Source organism: Mangrovibacterium diazotrophicum, from assembly GCF_003610535.1.
In the GTDB taxonomy this organism is placed as follows: Bacteria; Bacteroidota; Bacteroidia; order Bacteroidales; family Prolixibacteraceae; genus Mangrovibacterium; species Mangrovibacterium diazotrophicum.
This window is the reverse complement of sequence record NZ_RAPN01000005.1, coordinates 30,745-52,133: the sequence shown is the minus strand read 5'-3', so window position 1 is coordinate 52,133 and position 21,389 is coordinate 30,745. Positions and strand designations below refer to the sequence as shown.

Annotated in this window: 24 protein-coding genes; 16 read left to right on the top strand and 8 right to left on the bottom strand. The window is 45.7% G+C overall.

The annotated features are described in order from the left end of the window. The first annotated feature begins 23 nt into the window (after nt 1-23). The 9 genes from BC643_RS21295 (at nt 24) to BC643_RS21255 (ending at nt 7,987) form a co-directional block, all read left to right on the top strand. The gene (locus BC643_RS21295; RefSeq protein WP_120275317.1) at nt 24-404 is read left to right on the top strand and encodes a hypothetical protein; all 381 of its coding nucleotides are present in this window, start codon (nt 24-26) and stop codon (nt 402-404) included. 100 nt (nt 405-504) lie between these two features. Then, nucleotides 505-972: a GNAT family N-acetyltransferase gene (locus tag BC643_RS21290; protein ID WP_120275316.1), complete on the top strand. Its 468-nt coding sequence runs from the start codon at nt 505-507 to the stop codon at nt 970-972. A 49-nt stretch (nt 973-1,021) separates the two neighbouring features. Further along, a complete protein-coding gene (locus BC643_RS21285; RefSeq protein ID WP_120275315.1) occupies nt 1,022-1,780 on the top strand; it encodes a DUF4919 domain-containing protein in 759 nt (252 codons plus the stop codon). Between the two features lie 55 nt (nt 1,781-1,835). Continuing rightward, a complete protein-coding gene (locus tag BC643_RS21280) occupies nt 1,836-2,237 on the top strand; it encodes a DUF1648 domain-containing protein (protein ID WP_120275314.1) in 402 nt (133 codons plus the stop codon). A gap of 29 nt (nt 2,238-2,266) precedes the next feature. After that, nucleotides 2,267-3,319: a tetratricopeptide repeat protein gene (locus BC643_RS21275; protein ID WP_120275313.1), complete on the top strand. Its 1,053-nt coding sequence runs from the start codon at nt 2,267-2,269 to the stop codon at nt 3,317-3,319. A gap of 11 nt (nt 3,320-3,330) precedes the next feature. Next, nucleotides 3,331-3,693, top strand: a complete 363-nt coding sequence (locus BC643_RS21270; RefSeq protein ID WP_147377299.1) for a hypothetical protein — start codon at nt 3,331-3,333, stop codon at nt 3,691-3,693. 80 nt (nt 3,694-3,773) lie between these two features. Further along, nucleotides 3,774-4,577: a polysaccharide deacetylase family protein gene (locus BC643_RS21265; protein ID WP_120275311.1), complete on the top strand. Its 804-nt coding sequence runs from the start codon at nt 3,774-3,776 to the stop codon at nt 4,575-4,577. Between the two features lie 106 nt (nt 4,578-4,683). Then, nucleotides 4,684-5,427, top strand: a complete 744-nt coding sequence (locus tag BC643_RS21260; RefSeq protein WP_120275310.1) for a dienelactone hydrolase family protein — start codon at nt 4,684-4,686, stop codon at nt 5,425-5,427. Nucleotides 5,428-5,494: 67 nt separating this feature from the next. Then, nucleotides 5,495-7,987 (top strand): M1 family metallopeptidase, encoded by a 2,493-nt coding sequence (locus BC643_RS21255; RefSeq protein WP_120275309.1) that lies wholly within the window; start codon nt 5,495-5,497, stop codon nt 7,985-7,987. Nucleotides 7,988-8,055: 68 nt separating this feature from the next. Here BC643_RS21255 and BC643_RS21250 read toward each other — a convergent pair whose 3' ends face one another. Beyond that, complete coding sequence (locus BC643_RS21250) at nt 8,056-8,697, bottom strand: DUF3575 domain-containing protein (protein WP_120275308.1); 642 nt, start codon at nt 8,695-8,697, stop codon at nt 8,056-8,058. Between the two features lie 178 nt (nt 8,698-8,875). Here BC643_RS21250 and BC643_RS21245 point away from each other — a divergent pair, with 178 nt between their 5' ends. Continuing rightward, on the top strand, nt 8,876-9,451 hold the full coding sequence (locus BC643_RS21245) for a Crp/Fnr family transcriptional regulator (RefSeq protein WP_120275307.1): 576 nt from the start codon (nt 8,876-8,878) through the stop codon (nt 9,449-9,451). Between the two features lie 26 nt (nt 9,452-9,477). On the opposite strand, the gene BC643_RS21240 is transcribed toward BC643_RS21245, so the two are convergent. Next, nucleotides 9,478-9,840, bottom strand: a complete 363-nt coding sequence (locus BC643_RS21240; protein ID WP_120275306.1) for a winged helix-turn-helix transcriptional regulator — start codon at nt 9,838-9,840, stop codon at nt 9,478-9,480. 181 nt (nt 9,841-10,021) lie between these two features. On the opposite strand from BC643_RS21240, the gene BC643_RS21235 reads away from it, so the two are divergent. Next, the gene (locus tag BC643_RS21235; RefSeq protein ID WP_120275305.1) at nt 10,022-10,864 is read left to right on the top strand and encodes an SDR family oxidoreductase; all 843 of its coding nucleotides are present in this window, start codon (nt 10,022-10,024) and stop codon (nt 10,862-10,864) included. Nucleotides 10,865-10,936: 72 nt separating this feature from the next. On the opposite strand, the gene BC643_RS21230 is transcribed toward BC643_RS21235, so the two are convergent. From BC643_RS21230 to BC643_RS21220, 3 genes are all read right to left on the bottom strand, one after another. Next, nucleotides 10,937-12,358 carry a pyridoxal-dependent decarboxylase gene (locus BC643_RS21230; RefSeq protein WP_211338169.1) on the bottom strand — a complete coding sequence of 474 codons (1,422 nt, stop codon included), beginning with the start codon at nt 12,356-12,358 and terminating at the stop codon, nt 10,937-10,939. 102 nt (nt 12,359-12,460) lie between these two features. Beyond that, on the bottom strand, nt 12,461-12,742 hold the full coding sequence (locus BC643_RS21225) for an acylphosphatase (protein WP_120275304.1): 282 nt from the start codon (nt 12,740-12,742) through the stop codon (nt 12,461-12,463). Next, complete coding sequence (locus tag BC643_RS21220; RefSeq protein ID WP_120275303.1) at nt 12,739-13,119, bottom strand: hypothetical protein; 381 nt, start codon at nt 13,117-13,119, stop codon at nt 12,739-12,741. The genes BC643_RS21225 and BC643_RS21220 overlap by 4 nt, the downstream gene beginning before the upstream one ends. 191 nt (nt 13,120-13,310) lie before the next feature. Between BC643_RS21220 and BC643_RS21215 the strand changes: the two genes are divergently transcribed. After that, nucleotides 13,311-13,559, top strand: coding sequence for a hypothetical protein (locus BC643_RS21215; RefSeq protein ID WP_120275302.1), 249 nt, complete (start codon nt 13,311-13,313; stop codon nt 13,557-13,559). 17 nt (nt 13,560-13,576) lie between these two features. Here BC643_RS21215 and BC643_RS21210 read toward each other — a convergent pair whose 3' ends face one another. Then, nucleotides 13,577-14,593 carry an FAD:protein FMN transferase gene (locus tag BC643_RS21210; RefSeq protein WP_211338168.1) on the bottom strand — a complete coding sequence of 339 codons (1,017 nt, stop codon included), beginning with the start codon at nt 14,591-14,593 and terminating at the stop codon, nt 13,577-13,579. Nucleotides 14,594-14,757: 164 nt separating this feature from the next. Between BC643_RS21210 and BC643_RS21205 the strand changes: the two genes are divergently transcribed. The 3 genes from BC643_RS21205 to BC643_RS21195 all read left to right on the top strand — a co-directional run bounded on the left by BC643_RS21205 (nt 14,758) and on the right by BC643_RS21195 (nt 18,313). Continuing rightward, complete coding sequence (locus tag BC643_RS21205) at nt 14,758-16,041, top strand: sensor histidine kinase (RefSeq protein WP_120275301.1); 1,284 nt, start codon at nt 14,758-14,760, stop codon at nt 16,039-16,041. 341 nt (nt 16,042-16,382) lie between these two features. Then, nucleotides 16,383-17,543 carry a sensor histidine kinase gene (locus BC643_RS21200; RefSeq protein ID WP_147377298.1) on the top strand — a complete coding sequence of 387 codons (1,161 nt, stop codon included), beginning with the start codon at nt 16,383-16,385 and terminating at the stop codon, nt 17,541-17,543. A gap of 59 nt (nt 17,544-17,602) precedes the next feature. After that, on the top strand, nt 17,603-18,313 hold the full coding sequence (locus BC643_RS21195; RefSeq protein WP_120275299.1) for a YebC/PmpR family DNA-binding transcriptional regulator: 711 nt from the start codon (nt 17,603-17,605) through the stop codon (nt 18,311-18,313). Between the two features lie 77 nt (nt 18,314-18,390). On the opposite strand, the gene BC643_RS21190 is transcribed toward BC643_RS21195, so the two are convergent. Beyond that, nucleotides 18,391-18,744, bottom strand: coding sequence for a DUF3088 domain-containing protein (locus BC643_RS21190; protein ID WP_120275298.1), 354 nt, complete (start codon nt 18,742-18,744; stop codon nt 18,391-18,393). Between the two features lie 37 nt (nt 18,745-18,781). Next, on the bottom strand, nt 18,782-19,396 hold the full coding sequence (locus tag BC643_RS21185; RefSeq protein WP_120275297.1) for a sterol desaturase family protein: 615 nt from the start codon (nt 19,394-19,396) through the stop codon (nt 18,782-18,784). Between the two features lie 282 nt (nt 19,397-19,678). Here BC643_RS21185 and BC643_RS21180 point away from each other — a divergent pair, with 282 nt between their 5' ends. After that, a complete protein-coding gene (locus BC643_RS21180; protein WP_120275296.1) occupies nt 19,679-21,379 on the top strand; it encodes a L,D-transpeptidase family protein in 1,701 nt (566 codons plus the stop codon). Nucleotides 21,380-21,389: the final 10 nt, after the last annotated feature.

Sequence of the window (21,389 nt, the reverse complement as noted above, 5' to 3'; positions counted from 1 at the left end):
GAGCAATAATTAGTCTTAAAGAAATGAAAAAACTACACCTGCTACTCCTGATCCTGGCAATGACTGCCTGTTTGCCGCATCGGCAAGAAAAAGGGATCGACTTTCGTATTAAGAACAAATTGATTACCACCATTACCGATGTCAGGCTATCGACAAGCGAGCGTTTGGAAGTTGCCGAATTCGACAGCATCCGGGCTGGTGAACAGCTATCGGGTTTCCTGTCTATGAAAGCGAATGCCGGTGACGGACAGTACGTGCTGGAGTTCACTCGTGCCGATGGGAAAATGGAAAGACTCGGCGCAGGCTACTATACCAACGGCGGTCCGCTTGACCGGTTGGTAACTTTCAAAATCAAACCCGATACAACGCTAGTCAGTTTCAGAACATTTTTCATATTAAAATAAGCCGATTCCGACGAATCTTTATAGCTCGTCTAAGAAGCAAGGCTGAAATGGCTTAATTTTTGAGACATAATTTTGTTCCTTTTAACAAATCGCATCACCCTTGAAATTCAGACATCAAAAACAGTTAACGGCAGCAGAGCGCAGTGAAATCCGTCTGCTTTGGAACCGGGAATATCCGGCAAAGCTGAATTACGCGAGCCTGGCAGATTTCGACCGCTACCTTGATGCCTTGCCGGGGCAATCTCATATTTTGATGATCGATGAAGTGGGGAGGATTCGTGGCTGGTACTTCGATTTTAAGCGGGATGGCGAAAGGTGGTTTGCAATTATCATCGACTCGGCGCTGCAGGAAAAAGGATTGGGAACACAGATGCTGGATCTGGCCAAAACCAATGCGTCGGAGCTCAACGGTTGGGTTGCCGACCACGAAAATGATCATAAAAGCAATGGCGAGCCTTACCGGTCGCCCCTGGCTTTTTACCTGAAAAACGGTTTTCAACAACTACCGGCTATCCGGCTGGAACTGGATAAATTATCGGCGGTGAAAATCAGGTGGAGAAACGAATGAACCGAACGGACTCGATAGAAAAGGAAATTACGAATAAAAAATCAACCTCATGAAACCACTCCTGCTTGTATTGCTCCTCCTGCTTGCCCATTGGGCCAGCGCCCAGTTGCACATCGACTTCGACTACCAACGCGATTACCAGCGCCTGCTGGAACAGAGTAAAATCGATTCATCCGCTTTTGCATATAGCCGGCTGTTTCCGCGTTTTCAGGCTGCCGACACCACCCTGACCAATATGGAAATGATTGCCCTGCAAATTGGCTACACCGATAACGAGCACTATTGGCCGTACCAGGATATGGAGCTGGAGAACGCCATTTGGGACTTAAACGAACAAGGAAAGTTTGCTGAGGCGCTGCAGAAATGCGATAGCTTGCTGGGCAATAATCCTTTCAGCCTGCTGGCTAACCGCGAAAAAGGATTTGCCCTGGATCAACTGGGGCGAAGTGACGAGGCCCAGCCTTATTTCGACCGTTTCGACCTGGTGGCCATGAGCGACCTCGCCTCAGGCGATGGCCAGTCGATGGAAAGCTCGTGGTTCGCACTGTCTCCTGCCGATGGCCAGTGGATTATCCGCCTGGCTTTTCACCGAAAAATTTGTTTTATGGGCTCGGGCAGCGATGCCAACGGCAACTTTCACGACATCCTCGGCATTGCCTGGGATGATGACCCCGAAAGTTGTCAGCACCTGTATTTCAACATCGAGCATGCTGTGAAGCGGATGTTCGGCCCCGATGGCCTGAAAGCCTTGGAAGAGAACTTGAAAGACAATCCGAAAAAGAGTAAAAAGAAGAAGCACAACAACTGATGGGAGAGAGGAAGTCAACAGTCTCCTTGAATCATGTCAGTAAACCAAAACCAACATGAACAAACGACCCCGGATCCACATTGAACGAAGCCTGCTGGATTACTTTGTAGAGGCTTTGGGCGCAGTTGGACTATTCGCATTAATTGCTTTACCCCTCTATTTTTATCGGTACCTGCCGGCCGAAATCCCCACACACTTTAATGCGCTTGGTGAAGTAGATGCCTATGGCAGCCGGGGAATGATTTGGCTGTTACCTGGCGTTGGCTTGCTTATTTATTTGGGCCTGACTATTCTGAATCGGTATCCGCATCACTTCAACTATCTGGTGAAAGTAACCGAAAGCAATGCCGCCCGGCTTTACACAACCGGAACCCGGATCATTCGTCTCGCGAAAGTCGTGATTGTGCTGCTGTTCGCTTTTATGAGTTTTAAGACCATTGAATTTGTATTGATGTAGACGACTAAAAACCAATAACAACCAACCGAATGAAATTTTTTTCAGTAGCCTTTTTGCTGTTCGTATGCGCCCTGTATGCAAATGCTCAAAACCCACAAGTAGATGAATTGAACCAGCTGTTTGTATCGAAACAGTTTGATCAGGCGATTGTCAAAGCCAGGGAAATCTTGGCCAACGATTCCTCGAATGTGGATGGACAGGTAGTTCTGGGGCGTTCGCTAACCGCTACGGGAGACAGTAAAGAGGCGATTCCTCACCTGCAATTTGTTATCGGGAATACCGGATCGTGGCGGAAAGCCTGGGCCTTGGCGGACATCGGTTCATGTTACTACCGAATTGGAGAATATGAACAGTCAAAAATCGCTCTGAAGGCTTGTATCGAGCTGAATGCCACCCAAAATGCGACCCGGGCTGCCCGTCGATTGTCATTGATTTTGGGCAGCGATGACTTTTTCGCCACCTGGACAATTCAGGAAACAGAACACATCCGATTCCACTTTCAGGACATGGAGGAGACGCAGATGCAAGCCTTCATGCAATCGCGGGAAGCAGCTTTTGTGAAAATCAACCGGTTTTTTAACAGCACGATTTCGAAGAAGATCGATTTTTTTGTGTGGAATTCCCGGGAAGATGCCAAGCGTGTGTTTGGTGCGGATCTGGGCTTTGCGAGACCGGAGTATTGCCTTGTTCATTCGCATTTTGAACAAACCCGTGGGCACGAGATGACTCATGTGATCTCGAACAGTTCGAGACAGATGCTGCTGCGTACCGGCTTAATCAATGAAGGAACAGCGGTTTGTTTTGATCTTTCAGCACGAAATGAGGAGCAACAGGTGCTGGATTGGATTGCAGCGAATAAGCAACCCGTTAATTTGAAGGATATCTGGACTGATTTCCGAAAGTATCCGACGGAGTTGACTTACCCGCTTTCCGGCTTTTTTGTCGGAGAATTGCTGGACCGCTTCGGCAAGGACAAGTTTTTGGCATTCTTTCCCAACCAGACTTACGAAAATGCCCAGGCTGTATTTGGCGACGAACTGGACAAACTGATTTCTGAAACGGAAAATAAATTCAACCAATAATTACCCAAATAATGATACTACGACAGCCCCTTTTTACTTTGATTTTATTTGTTGCAATTATCGGCTTAGCTGGCGGAGTCTACCTGAAATATTTCAAATCGTACATCGATCCGAAATTGCAAATAACTGTAACGGATGCAGCTGGCAGACCTTTGATGCTGGGCGAAACCATCGCTTACCTGGAGAATTTGGAAAGCCTGACAGCTCAGTTTGGAATTAGCAGTGACGAAAATCGAGAGGTGCTGAGCCAATTAAAAACAATCAACATCGTGTCAATTGCAATGATGGTGCTTTCGTTGATTTTGGCAGTTGGCGTTTCGCTTAAACTGGCGACGGTAAATAGAACCAGAAATCAAGGGTTTCGCGCTATTTAAAGTCGCTCAATCTTCGTTTCATTGGGCGCTAATTCTTATTTTTAGGACTAACAACAACCCAATGAATAAGTAGTCAAATAATGAAACGAAGATTAATCTTACCAATTCTGGTCTCCCTGATGTTTTCCCCGATGGCAAAAGCACAGCAAACCGGTGAGTGGAACGGCAAGCGATGTGCCGTTGTGCTGACTTATGATGATGCCTTGGATGTCCACCTCGACAATGTGATCCCCGCGCTTGATTCGCTTGGATTGAAGGGGACATTTTATGTCGTTGGCAATGCCCCGGCCCTGAACGACCGGCTCCCCGAATGGCGCGAAGCTGCCCGCGAGGGGCACGAGCTGGGAAACCACAGTTTGAATCATCCCTGCGATGGACAGCTGGAAGGGCGCTCGTGGGTATCGGCGGAAAATGATTTGAGCCGGTATTCGGTGGCGAGAGCAGTGAACGAAATTAAAGTCATGAATACCTTGCTGAAGGCGATCGACGGGAAGACAGAGCGCAGCTTTGCCTTTCCCTGCGGCGACAAGATGATTGACACAGTTGCCTTTTACGATTTCCTGAAAGATGACTTTGCCGGGGCGCGGGGTGTTGTTCCCGCTTTGCAGACCATTAATCAGGTTAACCTGGACGATATTCGAGCTTACCCGATTATCGGGCATTCGGCGGAGTATATGATCGACCTGGTGAAACAGGCGGAAGAAAGCGGAAGCTTGCTGGTCTTTTTGTTTCATGGCGTTGGTGGTGGTCACGACCTGAATGTGTCGTTGGAGGCACACCGGGCGTTAATTCGCTACCTGCACGACAATGAATGCGATATTTGGGTAGCCCCGATGGTTGATGTGGCCGGTTATATTCGTCGGCAGACATCAGAAAGCGAATAAATTGCCTGTTCGGTAAAACCCGAATGCTTGTCGGATGTTAAAGTAGGATAAGCCGGCAAAACGAACCACCAGTCGCCGGATTCCGTTTAACCAAATCGTTCAGACCATGAGAATTCTTTGCACCATTTTAGCATTTATGGGATTTATCGGAATAACAGGAGCACAATCGCTTCAGACCGTTCAATACGCCGATGGCGATCAGGAGTTGAATGGACTTGTGACTTCCAATGTCGGGGAAGAACTTCCCGGCGTTTTAATTCTTCCGGCCTGGAAGGGGATTGATGATGAAGCACGGACAGCCGCCTTGAACCTGGAGGAGCAGGGCTACATTGTTTTCGTTGCCGACATCTACGGAAAAGGAAACATCCCGGCCGATAACGGCGCGGCGGCGAAGATAGCCACCCAATACAAAACAGATTATAAAGCTTACCAAAAGCGAATTGGCCTGGCACTGGATGAGTTGAAAAAGGCTGGTGCCAACCCGGAGAAAATTGCCGTGATTGGCTATTGCTTTGGAGGAACCGGGGCACTGGAAACGGCTCGTGGTGGATTTGATGTGCAAGGCGTTGTGTCTATCCATGGCGGTTTGTATAAAGCACCGGAGCGTGAAAACGCACCGATTAAAACAAAAATATTGGTGGAAAACCCGGCCGCAGATCGTTCGGTGACACCAGAAGATTACGCCAACCTGGTGAAAGAGATGAACGAAGGCGGTGCCGATTGGCAGATCATTACCTATGCCAATTGCGGACACACGTTTACCAACCCGGCATCGGGTGAGTACAACGAAGTGATGGCCAAACGTGCCTGGAATCACACCCTTCTGTTTTTGTATGAGTTGCTGAAATAGGGTAGGCTTGCTCGCGCGTGGAGTAATAAAAAGAATCAGAAGAACTGTCTTTCCATAATTAACCGATATGAAGAAAAATTACCTTTTGCTTTTTGCGTTGCTGTTGCTGAATTTTCCTGTTTTCTCGCAGGAAACCGCTCCCGATGATTCCTGGAAAACAATTTACCGCACCACCGCGGAGAAAGTGAACGACATGGTTCATGTGGAGCTGGATGCTCGCTTCGACTACTCCAAATCCCAACTGAACGGAAAGGAATGGCTGACATTGAAGCCTCATTTTTATCCGGTTGACAGCGTAGTGCTGGACGCCAAGTGCATGGACTTTTACAAGGTGGAGCTGGTTGGTGAAAAGCAAAACACGCCTTTGGAATATCGGTACGACAGTCTGCAGTTAACCGTCGAGCTAGGGCGGACTTATTCAGCGAAAGAAAAATATACGTTGTACATCGAGTACACGGCTAATCCGAATAAAATTAAGGAGGCCGGAAGTGCCGCTATCGTTGAGGCGAAAGGATTGTATTTTATCAACCCAACCGGGGAAGATAAGGATATGCCGACACAGATCTGGACGCAGGGAGAAACAGAGAGTAACAGCGGTTGGATTCCGATCATCGATAAACCCAATCAGAAAGCAACAACCAAGTTTATGGTGAGAGTTCCGGAGAATTATGTGAGCCTCAGCAACGGTCTGTTGACAAAGTCGAAGAATAACCGTGATGGCAGCTGGACCGACACCTGGGAAATGACTCAGCCACACGCTCCTTATCTTTTTTTTATTGGCATTGGCGATTATGCTATTGTGAAAGACAAGCCCTACGAGGGGCGGGAAATCTCTTATTATGTGGAGAAGCCCTACAAAGAATTCGCGCTTCGCACCTTTGGCGAAACCCCCGCGATGATTAAGTTTTTCTCTGAGAAGCTTGGCGTAGACTACCCTTGGGACAAATATTCGCAGATGACGGCCCGTGAGTATGTGAGCGGGGCGATGGAAAATACCACTGCCACTTTGCATGGCGATGGTGGTCGCCTGAATGCCCGCCAGTTGGCCGACGGAAATACATGGGAGCCGGTTGTTGCCCATGAGCTGTTTCACCAGTGGTTTGGTGACCTGGTGACCACTGAAAGCTGGAGTAATATTACGGTGAATGAGAGTTTTGCCGATTTCAGCGAAATCATGTGGCAGGAACACCGCTATGGGGCTGACGAAGGAATGGGCTATGCCTATGCCAGCCGAAGCCGCTACCTGGAAAATGCGAATGATACTGTCAAACCTTTGGTGCGCCATTACTATGCACAGCGCGAGGATGTATTCGACTTGGTAAGTTACAACAAAGGAGGAGCGATCCTGAATATGCTGCGCGATTTTCTGGGTGAAGATGCTTTCTACAAATCGCTGCAAACTTACCTGGAACGAAATAGTTTCGGAACGGGAAATGCCCGTAAACTGCAACAGGCTTTTGAGGATGTCAGCGGGAAAGATCTAAGCTGGTTCTTCTCCCAGTGGTACTTCGGTGCTGGTCACCCGCACCTGGACATCAGCTATGGCTACAACGAATCGGCAAAACAGGCGATCGTTTATGTCAGCCAGAAACAGACGACACAGCTGTTTAAGTTCCCGGTGTGGATTGATGTTTATGAGGGAGATCAAATTAATTCGTATTTCAGATGGATCGACGGCCAATCGGATACCCTGGTGTTCGATGTTTCAGCAAAGCCTGATCTCATAAATTTCGATGCCAGGAAGGTCTTGCTCGCCAATAAAGAGGATCATAAATCCTTTGATGAGTTTGTGTTTCAATACGAACATGCGAAAAACTACGTGGATCGCCGGGAGGCGGCTGAGTTCGCGCTGACACAACCGATGGATAAAAAGAATGTTGATTTGATTCGTGCGACACTGGAGGATCAAAGTTACCGGATCAGAACGACGGTGCTGACAGGTTTGTTGGAGCTTGACCCACCGGCAGAACTTTTCGCCCAAATCCGAAAGATCGCAGAAAGCGATCCGTCGAAGTATGCAAAGGCAGCTGCACTCAGTTTGCTGGCAACCCGGAAAGACGATCAGTACAAGGCGCTGTTTGTTCAATGTGTGGAAGATTCATCCTACACTGTAGCAGGTGCAGCCTACCAGGCCTTGCTCGATTTGGATGAAAAGGAAGGACTGGCCTTGTTGCCGAAATTGCAGGATGATGCGCTTGGGGCACTGAAAATCGCTGTTCAGCGAGCGGAATTTCTGACCAAAACAGATGCTGATTTCGATACTATTTATGCCATGCTTAGTGCGCAAAGCTTTGGTGAGAAACTCAGAAGTTATAAAAACTATATGCACTACCTCGAGCGGGTTGACAACCCAGCGAATTTTGAGAAGGGAATGCAATTCGCGCTGGAGCTTCGGAATCAGGCGGCAGCTTGGATTCCCGAGATTTCAACCTACACCGATGAGCAGATTCTGGAGCTGAAAAAAGTGAAGGAGAAAAATAAGGAAGACGGCAGGATGGTTGACCAGATGCAGGCGCAGATCGAATACCTGGATGGCTTGATCGAAAAGGAAGGGCTGTAATTCCAGCCTAAATAATTCCTTTCGATTTGATGTCGTTCAAAGTTGCATCAGCCCAAATAGATTCAAACTTAAAATGCATAGCCGATGGAAAGCTCGCCGAAGAATCCATTGTACAGATCATACTCTTTTTGAAATTGACTGATTGATTCCAATACGTCGGGTGACGTGTTTTTGGTGTTTAGGTGATCCATGAAAACCCCGTAGCCAAGAGCCATGTTGAGATTTAGCCCGTTTTTCAGGATCCAGCGTTTGCCGGCATTTAGTCCGATGGTAACTTCCGAGAGCTTGAAATCGAAATCAGTTTCGTTTAAATTACCGTCCCCATTATAAATGCGGTAGCGCGAAAAAGCACCGATAAAACAAGATTGAAGGCCTCCTTTCACGTGGTAGCGATAATTGAGGATGGCTGCCTTACCGCTAACATTGATATTCGCTTCAGAATAGTTGTTCGGAACAGATTCATAGTCGGCCCGAATCATCAACCCGTGATGGTTTGTTAACAGGCGCTCGTAGTTGATTGAAAAGATCCCAAAGGCGGGAGCAATCGGACAAAGGTTGATCGATTGTTTGAAGGTTTTCTCCTTCCGGATTGTATCGCCTTTAGCGGTTTCTGAAATGTTCTGTGCGCTGAGTGAAAAGCTAACAGCGACTAACGTTAAAAGAAGAAATAAAAAGATAAAGCATTTTCGATTGACAGTTTTTGTTTTCATATCAGATTGATTTTGTTAATTCTTATGAAGACAAAATTAGAGGGTGCTTTGTCTGATTTCCTTAACTTAAGATAAGAAGCAAAAAACACCGATATTTTTTTATGTCTCTAATAGGAAGGCGCCGAAACATTTAGGGAGACCGATTGTTTGGAAATGTCAGTATCAGCACGAAACCCCTATGGATGAAAAAATTATCGAATTCATTTCTCAATATGTATCGCTAACTCCAGAGGAAATTGACATTATCAAGTCGCAGAACCTGATTAATTTTTATCCGCGAGGCACGGTGCTCTTGTCGGAGGGCGAACGGGCAAAAGATTGTTATTTTGTGTTGCAAGGCTGTGTGCGTAGTTATTACCTCGTTGACGGGGAAGATAAAACCACGGAGTTTTTTACAGAAAATCAAACGATTAATCCGGTCAGCTATTTAATGAAGGAACCTTCATCCTACTATTTGTCCTGCCTGGAAGATTGTGTTATCGCCCTTGGGAACGAAGAGAGAAACAGGGAATTGATGAATAAAGTACCAAAGCTGGGGGCGATGGTTGTTAACCTGAGTGGCGAACTGTTGTCGCAAAAGCAAGACACCTTGGACGATTTTAAAAAGATGAGTCCCGAGATGCGGTATCTTAAACTGCTGGACAGCCGTCCGGACCTGTTTCAACGGGTGCCACTATACCACATTGCTTCTTATTTGGGTATTACGCCTGTCTCGCTGAGCCGGATGAGAAAACGCATAAGCGGCGGTTCGTAACGTGTTTTCATTACAAGATGAATAGTTTAGCTCAACTCTGCAGCATATTCCTTCCTTGATTGCTTGATGTTAACCATGTTATCAACCGCCCAGCCGACCAGGCTGTGCAGATGAGGCAACAGGCTTTTGCCGCGTTCAGTCAGCTGGTATTCAACCTTAGGCGGAATCTGCGGGTAAACAGTGCGGCTAACCAAACCGTCGGCTTCGAGTGCTTTCAAAGTAACAGTCAACATTTTCTGCGAAATGGTTTCAATGGTTTTGTGAATCTCCGAAAAACGCATCACTTCACCTTCTTCCAACACCAGTAAAACAAGCATCGACCACTTGTCACCAATCCGGTCAATCACATTGCGGACCGGGCAATTTTCAACGTTATTATAATTTTTCATTTTTATCTTCCTTGTAAATCGTTGCAAATAAGTATTTCTAACTTTTTGGTAACCGGATAACCTTCCCGTACGTTCTTGTTTTTTAGTTACTAACCAAATACCTTTGACTTACCAAAAGTAATTAAAGAACGAATAGATAGCAAGTAGAAATCAAATTATAAACACGAAAACAGAATTAACCATGAAAATTGGAATTACAGGAGCGACAGGTCAATTGGGCCAGCTAGTCGTTGAACAGTTGAAAAAAAGAGTGAGCAGTGAAGAGATTGTAGCCTTGGTGCGGACGCCGGAAAAAGCAGCCGGTCTTGGAGTTGAAGCGCGCGAGTTTGATTACATGAAACCGGAGAGCTTGGTGAAATCGCTTAGCGGAATTGATAAGCTGCTGTTGATTTCTGGTAATGAAGTAGGTAAACGCGAGGAGCAACACAAGAATGTGATTGCTGCAGCGAAAGAGGCAGGTGTGAAATGGATTGTTTATACCAGTTTATTGCATGCCGACAAATCGTCGCTGAGCCTGGCGGGTGAACACGTTGCAACAGAGGAAGCGTTGAAAGCGTCGGGTATTGCCTTCACCATTTTGCGTAATGGATGGTATACCGAGAACTATACCGGTTCTATTGCTGGCGCATTGGCCGGAGGTGCATTCATTGGCAGCGCGGGTGACGGTAAAATTTCATCGGCTGCCCGTGCCGATTTTGCAGAAGCGGCTGCTGTGGTTGTTTCGGGCGAAGGGCACGAAGGAAAAGTGTACGAACTGGCAGGCGACGAAAGCTATACGCTAAAGGATTTGGCTGCCGAAATTTCCAGCCAAGCGGGAAAAGATATTCCTTACAATAATTTACCTGAAGAAACTTACGCGGAGATCCTGAAAAGTTTTGGGCTACCTGACTTCCTGGCTGCAGCGATTGCCAGTTGGGACACAGGTGCATCGAAAAACGATTTGTTCGACGGTGAAAAACAATTGTCGAAATTGATTGGCCGGCCAACCACGCCTTTAGCCGATGTTGTGGCCAAAGCACTGTAAGCGTCAACAAAGCCATGAAAATACGAAGCCTCTTGCTATCCGGCAATGAGGCTTTTTTTGTGCTATTTCGTGTTATAGCGTTTCCGCTTTTTCCTTGATTAGTCGCCATGCTTCCTGCACGTGGCGCTCTTCCGTTTGCGTCTGCCCAATGCTCATGCGCAACCAGAAAGTGCCGTTCAGAACAGTGTGCGTCAGGTAAATTTTTCCGTCTTTGTTGAGGCAGTCCATCAAGTATTTATTGAACTCGTTGCCTTTGGTATGTCGAAACAGAACCAGGTTAAAAGGCGGTTCAGACAGTAATTCGAAATCATCAGAGTCTTTCACCCATTCGGTAAACAATTGCGTGAGCTCAATATGTTGATTGATGTGATAACGCAATCCTTCGGCGCCGTAGTGTCGCAACACGAACCAAAGTTTCAGCGAGCGAAAACGACGTCCGAGCTGCACGTGCCAGTCGCGGTAGTCAATAACGGCCCCTTTTTCGGTTGCTTCATTTTTCAGGTATTCCGGAAGAATGCTGAGTGTTTTGATCAGCACTGCCTTGTCGGCTACCCAAAAACAGTCGCAGTCGAAATTGGTAAACATCCATTTGTGCGGGTTGAAGGCGTAGCTGTCGGCCAGTTCCAGACCTTCAAAATATTGCCGGTAGTCGGGTAGAAGTGCTGCTGTTCCCGACATGGCGGCGTCAACATGTAGCCAAATGCTGTGCTGCCGACAAACGCGTCCAATTGCTTCAATCGGATCCACCGCATTTGATGAAGTCGTTCCGATCGTGGCGCAGACGAAAAATGGTTTCAAGCCGGCTTCAAGGTCCTGTTGGATTTGCTTTTCCAACAAGTCTGGACGCATGGCGAAATGTCTGTCTACTTCGATACGGCGCAGACGATCGGTTCCCAAGCCCATCACTTTCACCCCCTTTTCTACCGACGAGTGCGTTTGTGTTGAAATGTACGCGACAAGGCCTGAGTTGTCGCCTGTTTGGTTGCAGGCAAAGTTCGTTTTCCGTTCGCGTGCAGCCAGCAGAGCAGCCAGTACCGCGCTCGAAGCCGTGTCCTGAATGACGCCGCCCCCGTTTTCGGTGCTTTTAAAATGTTTCGGAAGTCCCTTCAAATCGACCAACCAATCCATTACCCGGGTTTCCAGCTCGGTGCAGGCCGGGCTTGTTGCCCACAGCATACCCTGCACGCCTAGCCCCGACGAAAGCAGATCTCCCAAAATAGAAGGAAACGAATTGTTGGATTGGAAATAAGCAAAAAAGTTGGGCGACTGCCAGTGCGTGATACCCGGCATGATAATTTGCTCGACGTCTTTCATTACGGTCGAAAATTCTTCACCTTTTTCAGGTGCATTATTCGGCAACTGTTTGGTAATATTTCCCGGTTGAACTTGCGATAACACCGGGTACTTTTCAACTTGTTCGTAATAATCGGCAATCCAGTCGATCAGTTTTTTTCCTTCTTCCCGAAATTGTTCGGGGCTCATGTGGTAGTTCATGTGGTCTCAGTTGGAAGTGTTACTCGTGGTGAATAACGGACATTTGTTGGCAATGTTGTTGCAAAGCCACAAACAAAAGCGGGATGCTGGAAAAATCGAAGTTCAGTACTTCACAAAAAAGGACTGGTAGGCTTCCAGGCCGGGAAGCTCGGAATTAAAAATACGATCGACACGGCTGTAGCCATTGCCGAGTTTTACATGATCGATGAAAATTTGGACGGTGTCCTCGTGTCCTTCAACTTCAATTTCAACACTGCCATCCATTTTGTTTCGCACCCATCCACCCAGGTTGAGCTCGTTGGCTTTTTGACGCACATAGTAGCGGAACCCGACACCTTGTACGCGCCCAATGACAACGAGATGATATCGTTTACGGCTGCTCAAGAATTGGTTTTTTCCGGAGTTTCAGGCGAAAACAGGGGGAGGGTTTCGCGATGAGTTAACGCCCAGATGGTGTACACACCCAGGATTGTCCCAAGCGGGAAGTTTAGCAGGCTGATAATCGAAATAATAATCATCAGGATTCGCGCCCATTCTTTGAATTTCATTAGTCCGAGTGCGCCAAGAATTCCGGGAATGGCTGACACAACAAGGATTACTGTGATTACATTAGCCACAATCGAAAGTACCAGGCTGGCATCCTGATCGTCAGAAAAAGCACCTGCCAGGTTTAGAATATAGTGGAGGAAGACGGCTGTCAGCAGGCCGAGGCAGCTCAGTACCAGGTAGAGGATGGCGATAATTCGAACATGTTTATCCATAGTGTTGAAATTTGGGTATAAACGGATTCCTTAAAATTAGGAAGAATGTTCGGAAAAACGAATGTTCGGTACGGGCTTCTTTTGCGCAAGTGCAAACAAGTCCTTTTGTCATTTGTTTCTTTATCAACGGTCGCCGGTAAAATCAAACTGTTTTTGATTAAATTTGTGCCCGTAAAAGAAAGGGTAACAACATGAATTTCTTATTAGTATTAGGAGTGGCAGTTGTTTTGATGGCAATTGCATTTAGTGGGTTGGCTATCAAAATCCTGCTGGAGAAAAAAGGTGAATTTCCCAATTTGCATATCGGTGCAAACGAAAACATGAAAGCACGGGGAGTTACCTGCGCACAGACCTACGACAAGATGGAGCAGGCAGCGGCGCGAAAAGAATTAAGTTTTAAACAATTATCGCTGATAAAAGATGAACCGGGTAGCTGTTAATACCCGGTTTTTTTATGTCATTTCTGGGTGTAGTCTTCCTGAATCAACGATTTGAAACCATCCGAAAAATAACTTTTGTAGTTTCCTTCCTCGTCGCCGTAAATAAAATACACTTCGATATCCGGAACGGCATTCGCAATTTCAATCGATTTTTCCAATCCTAAAACCATGAAGGCTGTTGCAAAAGCGTCAGCAGTCATACAACTGTCGGCCAGTACTGTTGTGCTAAGTAGACTGTGCTGCACCGGGTAGCCGGTGTGCGGATCGATGGTGTGGGCATATTTTTTACCACCTTCAACATAAAAGTTGCGGTAGTTTCCGGAAGTGGCCAAAGCCTTATCTTTTAAATTTACGATGGCTTGCAGTTGCTGTTCTTTGAAGAAACTGTCTTCGTCGGGTTTGCTGATGCCGATGCTCCAAGGTTTTCCTTTTGGATTGACTCCGAAGGCGTCTACCTCACCACCAATTTCGACCATATAGTTTTTACATCCCTGGTTGCGAATGTATGCGGCAACCACATCAACTCCGTAGCCTTTGGCAATGGCGCTGCAGTCGAGCATGGTGCCGGGATGCTGTTTAACGATCTGCCCATCCACCAACTTTACTTTTTCGTAACCAACCAGCTGTTTCAGCGAATCAACCAGTTCGGTTGTCACATTTTCTTTATTCTTGAATCCAAAGCCCCAAACGTTCACCATGGGAGCCACGGTAATGTCGAAAGCGCCGTCGGTAATCGCCGAGACTTTTTCAGCCTTTTTAAATACCGTTGTGAAAAAGGAGTCGAGCTCAACCGGCTGGTTCGAGTTTACCTTGGAAATAACAGAATTGGGATCGTAGGTTGATAAAGATTGATTCAGCTCATCCATGGTTTGTTTAATTCCGTCGTGCAGGTCTTCGCCTTTCGGGTTGAGATAGGTTATGTGATAAGTTGTTCCGAAAATCTGACCTTCGTTGTGTATATAATCTACTTTCTTACTACACGATGCCAGCGTTACGCAGAACAGAAAAAACAGGATTTTGATATTCGATTTCATAACCGGATGGATTTTGAGAGGCAAAGATATAATGAAAAAGAAATGTGGCGTAGCATGAGATTTATAATTGAATTTTATTTTCCCTGCAGTTTGTCATTATATTGTAATTTTTCTATTTTCATGCCTCTCAAAATGGTTAAAACCCCTTTTGTATTTACGCGCTTATGAGTTACAATTTTCCTCGTCGATTTAACGATATGGTAGGGAAGGTTGTTTTAGGAACATTTAAGGACGGGACTTTCGAACAGCGGTTGACGATAATCGGTTGTTTCACTGTAGCATTAGTAACTGTATTTGCAACACTTTTCAATTTTATGACTGGCCTCTATGATATGGGGCTTGTGACGTTGGGATTGTGTTTGTTGTCCTCGTTTTGTTTCCTGACAGCCCGGTTTGGAATTTTTCCAAGATGGTTAATTCACGCCATTTTTGTAATAGCGATTGTCTTTTACAACATGTCGTGGTATTTTAATTTTGGAAGTAGCGGTCCGACCTTAAGTATCATTATCGGTATTTATATCTTCTTCATTCTAATTTGGAAGAGAGAGAACTGCTTCCTGCTGATCGCTTTGTGTGCCACAAATTTGCTGGTATTGTTTGTCCTCGAATACTATTTCCCGACATTGACCGGCCATTACGTGGATGTGAAAACACGGACTATTGATGTGTATTCAGGTAACGTTTTTGCGTTGGTGCTCACGTTTATCATGACTATTTCAATTAAGAAAAATTACGAGCATCAATACGATCGGGCAAAGAAATCGGACCAGTTGAAAACCGCTTTTTTAGCAAACCTCTCGCATGAAGTGCGTACTCCGCTGAATGTGATTTCAGGCTTTACCTCCATGATTCCGGAGATGAACTACAGCGACGAGGATCTCGGCAAAATTCACAAGGTAATTGACATGAACGGGCGACAGCTGTTGTACCTGATTGAAGACATGATTGATTTGTCGAAACTGGAAATCGGTCAACTGGAGATTAATACAAGAGAATATGATTTGAGACGTATTTTCAGGGAGCTGGAGAAAGAATTCAGCTACATTGTGGCCATTGAGCAAAAAGAAGATATTGCCATTCAATATAAGCTCGAGTTGAGTGACTTTATCATCAATGTCGACGCATCTCGGATTTCCCAGGTACTTCGATGCCTGATCAGCAATGCATGTCGGTTTTCCGATTCAGGAACGATTTTGTTTGGTTGCTACGAAGAGAAGCACCAATATGTATTTTACGTGAAAGACAGTGGGCTTGGGATTAAACCCGAGCATGAAGATAAAATTTTTGATCCTTTTGTAAAATTCCAAAGCCGGGACAACACCATCGAACGTGGAGTCGGCGTTGGCTTGTCTTTGGCAAAGAAGCTGGTGGAGCGCATGGAGGGAGACATGTGGTTTCATTCTCAGTATATGAAGGGATCGGAGTTCTATTTTTCTATTCCGAAGTAAGCTCATTTACAAATGGCTACAATGGAGTTAGCAACTGTGAACTAGTGTTGAGATCAGGGAGTCTAAAACTAATTTAAAGGGAACGGGAAATCGGGAATTGTTGGGGCATTGGTGGTTATCATCGACGATGACTCACTAACTTCATTTCTATATCCTATTCGGGAAGGAGAGGTAACGTGGCATTTAATCCTTTTTGCGGCTGTCGCTTTTCGCGTAAAATCGTATTCGGAAATTACAGAGACAGTCCTTTCGAGCACCGGTTGGCTATTTTGGGCTGTCTGGTGGTTGCTGTAATTTTAAGTATTTCGTCCATTTGTAATTTTTGTATCGGTTTAAAGCAAATGGGAGTACTCACCGGTGTGTTTGCTGTGGTTGCTTATACCTGTTTTGGTATTGCCAGGGCCGGGCATTTTCATCAGCGCATCATTCAGTTTATTTCAATACTGTCGGTTTTGTTTTACAACCTCGGCTGGTACTGGAGTTTCGGTTCCGAAGGCCCTTCTCTTGCGCTGATTATCGGTGTTTATATCTTTTTTATGCTGATTTGGCATGAAAAATATATGAAGTTTCTATTGTTACTGATGGCTGTAAACCTGGGAATTTTATTCTACCTGGAATTCAGTTTTCCGCAGTTCCTGAATCACAGCAGCAGTGAAGAAACAAGAGTCGTTAATGCTTACATGGGGACCGGTTTAACCCTGCTTGTTATTTTTGCGTTGGTCCATTACATCAAGAAAAATTACATCACGCAATACCAGCGTGCGAAACAAGCCGACGAACTGAAAGCAGCCTTTTTGGCGAATCTATCACACGAAGTGCGTACACCTTTAAATGTGATTGCCGGTTTTACGACAATGATCGCTGAAGAAGAGTATTCGCGAGAGGATTTGGATGAAATTCATAAGCTGATTGACCTGAATGGCCGCACCTTGCTGCATTTGCTGGAAGACATTGTCGATTATTCGAAATTGAATGTTGATGAACTGATAATCCGGCGCACAGACGTCGATCTTGAAAATACGTTTAAGGAGATTGAAGATTACGTTAGTCACATTATATTGGACGAGAAGTCCGGAGCCGTCGAATTGAAGTATGAGTTATACCTCAAATCCAATATTCAGAGTATCGATCAAAACAGGATCAAACAAATTTTGCGTTTGTTGATATCCAATGCCTTACGCTACACCGAAGACGGAGAAGTTTTATATGGAGTGCGGGAAGAAGAGCATCAATTGGTATTTTGGGTGAAGGATACCGGAGCCGGAATAAAGCAGGAAGATCAGGCAACTATTTTCGAACCCTTCGTGAAGGGACAAAACCGATCAAATGTTTTGGAACGGGGGATCGGGCTTGGTTTACCGCTATCGAAAAAGCTGGTTGAAAAGATGGGAGGGATCATTTGGTTCTCAAGCGAATATGGTGCAGGATCCGATTTCTATTTTACGATTCCAAAGAAGCGGGTACTCAGACTCGATTTTAATGGAAAAATTGTCTGTGACTAGGAAGTATTTTTTATTTTTGCACCGTTAAAAAAGTCATTCACTTTAAATAATATATCACCGTGGGAAGAGCATTTGAATACCGCCGGGCTGCAAAAGAAAAACGTTGGGGCCATATGTCCCGAATTTTTCCAAAATTATCGAGAGCCATTACCATGGCTGCCAAAGAAGGCGGACAAGATCCGGACATGAATGCGAAGTTGCGTACTGCAATTCAGAACGCCAAAGCTCAGAACATGCCGAAAGACAACATCGACTCGGCCATCAAGCGTGCGGCGGGTAAAGATGCCTCGGATTATACTGAAGTTAACTACGAGGGAAAAGGTCCTCATGGCGTTTTGGTTTTTGTGGAATGTGCTACCGACAACACAACGCGTACAGTTGCCAACGTGAAATCATATTTCAACAAGTCGGGTGGTGGCTTGGTGCCAACTGGCTCACTTGAGTTTATGTTTTCGCGTAAAGCTGTTTTCGAATTCGAAAAAACCGACGCGATTGATATTGAAGAGCTCGAGTTTGAATTGATTGATGCCGGCTTGGAAGAAATTGAAGAGGAAGAAGGCGTTGTTTACGCAACCGGCGATTACACCAGTTTCGGAACATTGTCGAAAGCGCTGGAAGATAAAGGAATTGATGTTACAAAAGCAATTTTGAAGCGTATTCCTACCACTCCGGTTGAATTTACCGACGAACAATTGGAAGACATTGAAAAACTGCTGGACAAGATCGAAGAAGATGACGATGTGCAGCACGTCTTCACCAACATTGCATAGAGCGTTGAAAATTATACAGAAAAGAGCCGTATCCCGAAGGATGCGGCTCTTTTATTTGGTGGCTGTCCTTTAACTTATTAGTGCGGATATCCGATGCCGAATGTTTCCGAGAGATATTTTAAAATGTCGTCGGTTTCATTGATAAACAGTTTACCATTAGCGGATTTCACTTCGATGTTTCCGGAAACTGGTTTGGCACCCTCGTCGAGAATCAGAACCGGGCAACTTTGGTTTTCTTCACCAATCAAGTCGATAATTGCTGGGCGGGGCCGTTTGAAATCGACATACTCGACGTCCAGCTTTTCTTCCAGCTCGGGGTAGTAACTCAACGCTCCCTTAACGGTAGCGCAAGAGGGGCAAAAGTAACGCTTGCCTTCAGTGTCGGCATTCGGATCTGTGAAATCAGCTTTGATCAAAAAGAGTTTTGTCATCGTGTTATTTTATTAAAGCGGTTTTGTATTTGCAGTACTATTTAAAATTGGTTTGTTCTTTGGTCGGCATCGACTGGAAAACCCAGTCCCACAAGGGCGACGACACGCCGTACGCACGATGGTCGTCTTTAAAATGATGGACTGAATGATGAACCCAAAGGTATTTCATAATTGGATTGACTGGCCCAATGATATGGATAAGATAATGCAAGAACAAATAGCCGGCGTAGCCCAACATGAATCCCGAAAACAAGAGTAGGCCGAGCTTGCCTGCTAAAAGCCAGAAAATACTCAGCAGAAACAGTGCGACTAAAATAGCAACCGGTATCGGCATGGCCAGCCTCTTTTTGTCCTTCGGGTGGTGATGGTGAAAGTCGTGCAATTCGTACGCCGGATTTCGGAAGGGCCCTATCTTTGCGAAATGATAAACGTATCGGTGGATCAGGTATTCCGCGAGTGAGAAAAGTAGCAGGCCAAACAGGAGCAATCCGAGTTTTGCGAGTAGTGTCATCTCCAGTCTGCCGAATCCGAAAGCAAAACTCAGGGCCGAAATAACAATATAAGTACTTACGGCTGCATAGGTGTTTGTTCGGGAAAGACGCTCAATAAACTTGTTTCGCGAGAAAGTAGCCTCAAATTTACTTTTTTCCATACCGTGTATTTTAGTAGTTCGAGGAAACACTTTTGGGGTCTTTTGTATTTCAAAAATTACAAGAAATTGAGTGAATTTGTTTCAAAAGGCGATTCAAATTTTAGAAATACTAAAGGTTGGTTGGGAAAGGCGTTCGTGTGAAAAGCTCTGGACGAAAGTACTCTTGGGAGATTTATTAATGATAAAATGTCCGGTGCTTGTTGTATTTGTATAGCGCATTCCATAAATTGAATAAAATGTGATTCGATAGTTCTACTTTCCTATTTTAAAACCGTCAAGCGTATGAAAATTCATTCTCGCGCCTTGTTCATTCTCGCCATTTTTTTATTGGGAGTTCAAATTGTAGTGGCTCAGTCGAAGGCTGAAGACAACCGAAAGGCTCATGATTTAGTGTATTCAAATCCCGATAAGATTAGTTTTTGGATTCGTGACGTGATCACGAAAATGGCGGACGGGCATTCGCTGAAGATAGAAGGAGAGACGGTTTATTCGGATTCCGTTCTTCCCGAATTCTATAAAAACAGGGATTATCGTCCGGCTTGGGGTAACTACCAAACGCTGATGGATGCCGTTGATGCGCTTCACGACGCCTGGCAGGATGGACTGCTGCCCAACGACTACCATGCTGATGCAATTCGCAAGCTTGTAGAGATGATTCGCGACAGGCCCGCCGGACAGGAAATTGATTATGCCTGGGTGGCCGGCTTCGATATTTTGATGACGGACGCCGTTCTGTTGTACGCATATCATTTAATGGCAGGAAAGGTTGATCCGGAGTCGCTGGATCCGCACTGGAATTATAGTTTCCGAGGTTTTAAAGAAGATGCACCTAACAAGTTGGAGCAAGCAATCGCAAACGGAACCGTGGCAGATGCTTTGCACAACCTGCGACCGGATATGAAATTGTACCGTCAGTTGATGGATTTGCTGGAAGAGTACCAACCCCTGGCATTGAATGGCGGATGGAAAAAGATAGCTGATGCCCAGGTGTTAAAGCCGGGAGAGGATGATAAACGCGTTCCGTTGATTCGGGAGCGTCTTCAAAAAACAGGCGAGTTGACCGATACCGGTAAAATGGAAAGTACAGTTTATGATGACGTGTTGATGAATGACGTGAAGGCTTTTCAGCAGAAAAATGCGCTGACTGCGGATGGTGTTATCGGGAAGACAACTTTTCAGGCTTTAAACGAATCGGTTGAGGATCGGATCTCGAAGTTGCGGGTCAACCTGGAACGCCTGCGTTGGGTGGTGTCAGACCTGACTGATCGCTACATCATCGTCAACATTCCGGCATTCAAAGCTTATTATATCGAGGATCGTGCGATACGGTTTACGACCAATGTGCAGGTGGGGAGAACCTACACCAAGACACCGGTTTTTAAATCCCGATTAAATTATATAGAGTTTAATCCAACCTGGACCGTTCCGTATTCAATCCTCAAAAGCAGCGTCATTCCACATATCAAGTCGGATCCAACTTACCTGGAACGCAACAATTTCGAATTGATAGATCAGAGTGGCAACCTTGTACCTATTAATTCAATTGACCGAAGTCAAGTCCGCGTTGGCAACTTCCCCTACACGGTCCGTCAAAAGCCGGGCAAGGGCAATTCATTGGGCGAAGTCAAGTTTATTTTCCCGAACAAATATGCTATTTTCCTTCACGATACACCCTCGAAAAGTTTATTCGAGAAGCAGGATCGTGCGTTTAGCCACGGCTGTATTCGCACGCAAAACCCGCTCGATTTGGCGGCAATATTACTGGAGGGCAGTGAATGGAACCGGCAGAAAATTGATTCGGTGATCGAGACCCGAAAAACCCAACGTGTATTTCCAGAGAAAGAAATTGATGTTTTGCTGCTGTACCTGACGGCTGGTTATTATGAAGGCAATGGCGTCGGCTTTTTTAACGATATATACAGCCGCGATGCCAAGGTGTTGGCAGAACTAAATGCAGCGCAGAAAGCCGTGAAACGGAAATAGGATGCGGAAG

What these genes read in the sequence shown, in the direction of transcription:
- BC643_RS21265 (WP_120275311.1), top strand. Translation starts at nt 3,774, where the DNA reads ATGAAACGAAGATTAATCTTACCAATTCTGGTCTCCCTGATGTTTTCC.
- BC643_RS21260 (WP_120275310.1), top strand. Translation starts at nt 4,684, where the DNA reads ATGAGAATTCTTTGCACCATTTTAGCATTTATGGGATTTATCGGAATA.
- BC643_RS21295 (WP_120275317.1), top strand. Translation starts at nt 24, where the DNA reads ATGAAAAAACTACACCTGCTACTCCTGATCCTGGCAATGACTGCCTGT.
- BC643_RS21210 (WP_211338168.1), bottom strand. Translation starts at nt 14,593, where the DNA reads ATGAAATCGAATATCAAAATCCTGTTTTTTCTGTTCTGCGTAACGCTG.
- BC643_RS21230 (WP_211338169.1), bottom strand. Translation starts at nt 12,358, where the DNA reads ATGAACTACCACATGAGCCCCGAACAATTTCGGGAAGAAGGAAAAAAA.
- BC643_RS21185 (WP_120275297.1), bottom strand. Translation starts at nt 19,396, where the DNA reads ATGGAAAAAAGTAAATTTGAGGCTACTTTCTCGCGAAACAAGTTTATT.
- BC643_RS21235 (WP_120275305.1), top strand. Translation starts at nt 10,022, where the DNA reads ATGAAAATTGGAATTACAGGAGCGACAGGTCAATTGGGCCAGCTAGTC.
- BC643_RS21275 (WP_120275313.1), top strand. Translation starts at nt 2,267, where the DNA reads ATGAAATTTTTTTCAGTAGCCTTTTTGCTGTTCGTATGCGCCCTGTAT.
- BC643_RS21190 (WP_120275298.1), bottom strand. Translation starts at nt 18,744, where the DNA reads ATGACAAAACTCTTTTTGATCAAAGCTGATTTCACAGATCCGAATGCC.
- BC643_RS21250 (WP_120275308.1), bottom strand. Translation starts at nt 8,697, where the DNA reads ATGAAAACAAAAACTGTCAATCGAAAATGCTTTATCTTTTTATTTCTT.
- BC643_RS21255 (WP_120275309.1), top strand. Translation starts at nt 5,495, where the DNA reads ATGAAGAAAAATTACCTTTTGCTTTTTGCGTTGCTGTTGCTGAATTTT.
- BC643_RS21240 (WP_120275306.1), bottom strand. Translation starts at nt 9,840, where the DNA reads ATGAAAAATTATAATAACGTTGAAAATTGCCCGGTCCGCAATGTGATT.
- BC643_RS21180 (WP_120275296.1), top strand. Translation starts at nt 19,679, where the DNA reads ATGAAAATTCATTCTCGCGCCTTGTTCATTCTCGCCATTTTTTTATTG.
- BC643_RS21280 (WP_120275314.1), top strand. Translation starts at nt 1,836, where the DNA reads ATGAACAAACGACCCCGGATCCACATTGAACGAAGCCTGCTGGATTAC.
- BC643_RS21285 (WP_120275315.1), top strand. Translation starts at nt 1,022, where the DNA reads ATGAAACCACTCCTGCTTGTATTGCTCCTCCTGCTTGCCCATTGGGCC.
- BC643_RS21215 (WP_120275302.1), top strand. Translation starts at nt 13,311, where the DNA reads ATGAATTTCTTATTAGTATTAGGAGTGGCAGTTGTTTTGATGGCAATT.
- BC643_RS21200 (WP_147377298.1), top strand. Translation starts at nt 16,383, where the DNA reads ATGGGAGTACTCACCGGTGTGTTTGCTGTGGTTGCTTATACCTGTTTT.
- BC643_RS21245 (WP_120275307.1), top strand. Translation starts at nt 8,876, where the DNA reads ATGGATGAAAAAATTATCGAATTCATTTCTCAATATGTATCGCTAACT.
- BC643_RS21205 (WP_120275301.1), top strand. Translation starts at nt 14,758, where the DNA reads ATGAGTTACAATTTTCCTCGTCGATTTAACGATATGGTAGGGAAGGTT.
- BC643_RS21220 (WP_120275303.1), bottom strand. Translation starts at nt 13,119, where the DNA reads ATGGATAAACATGTTCGAATTATCGCCATCCTCTACCTGGTACTGAGC.
- BC643_RS21270 (WP_147377299.1), top strand. Translation starts at nt 3,331, where the DNA reads ATGATACTACGACAGCCCCTTTTTACTTTGATTTTATTTGTTGCAATT.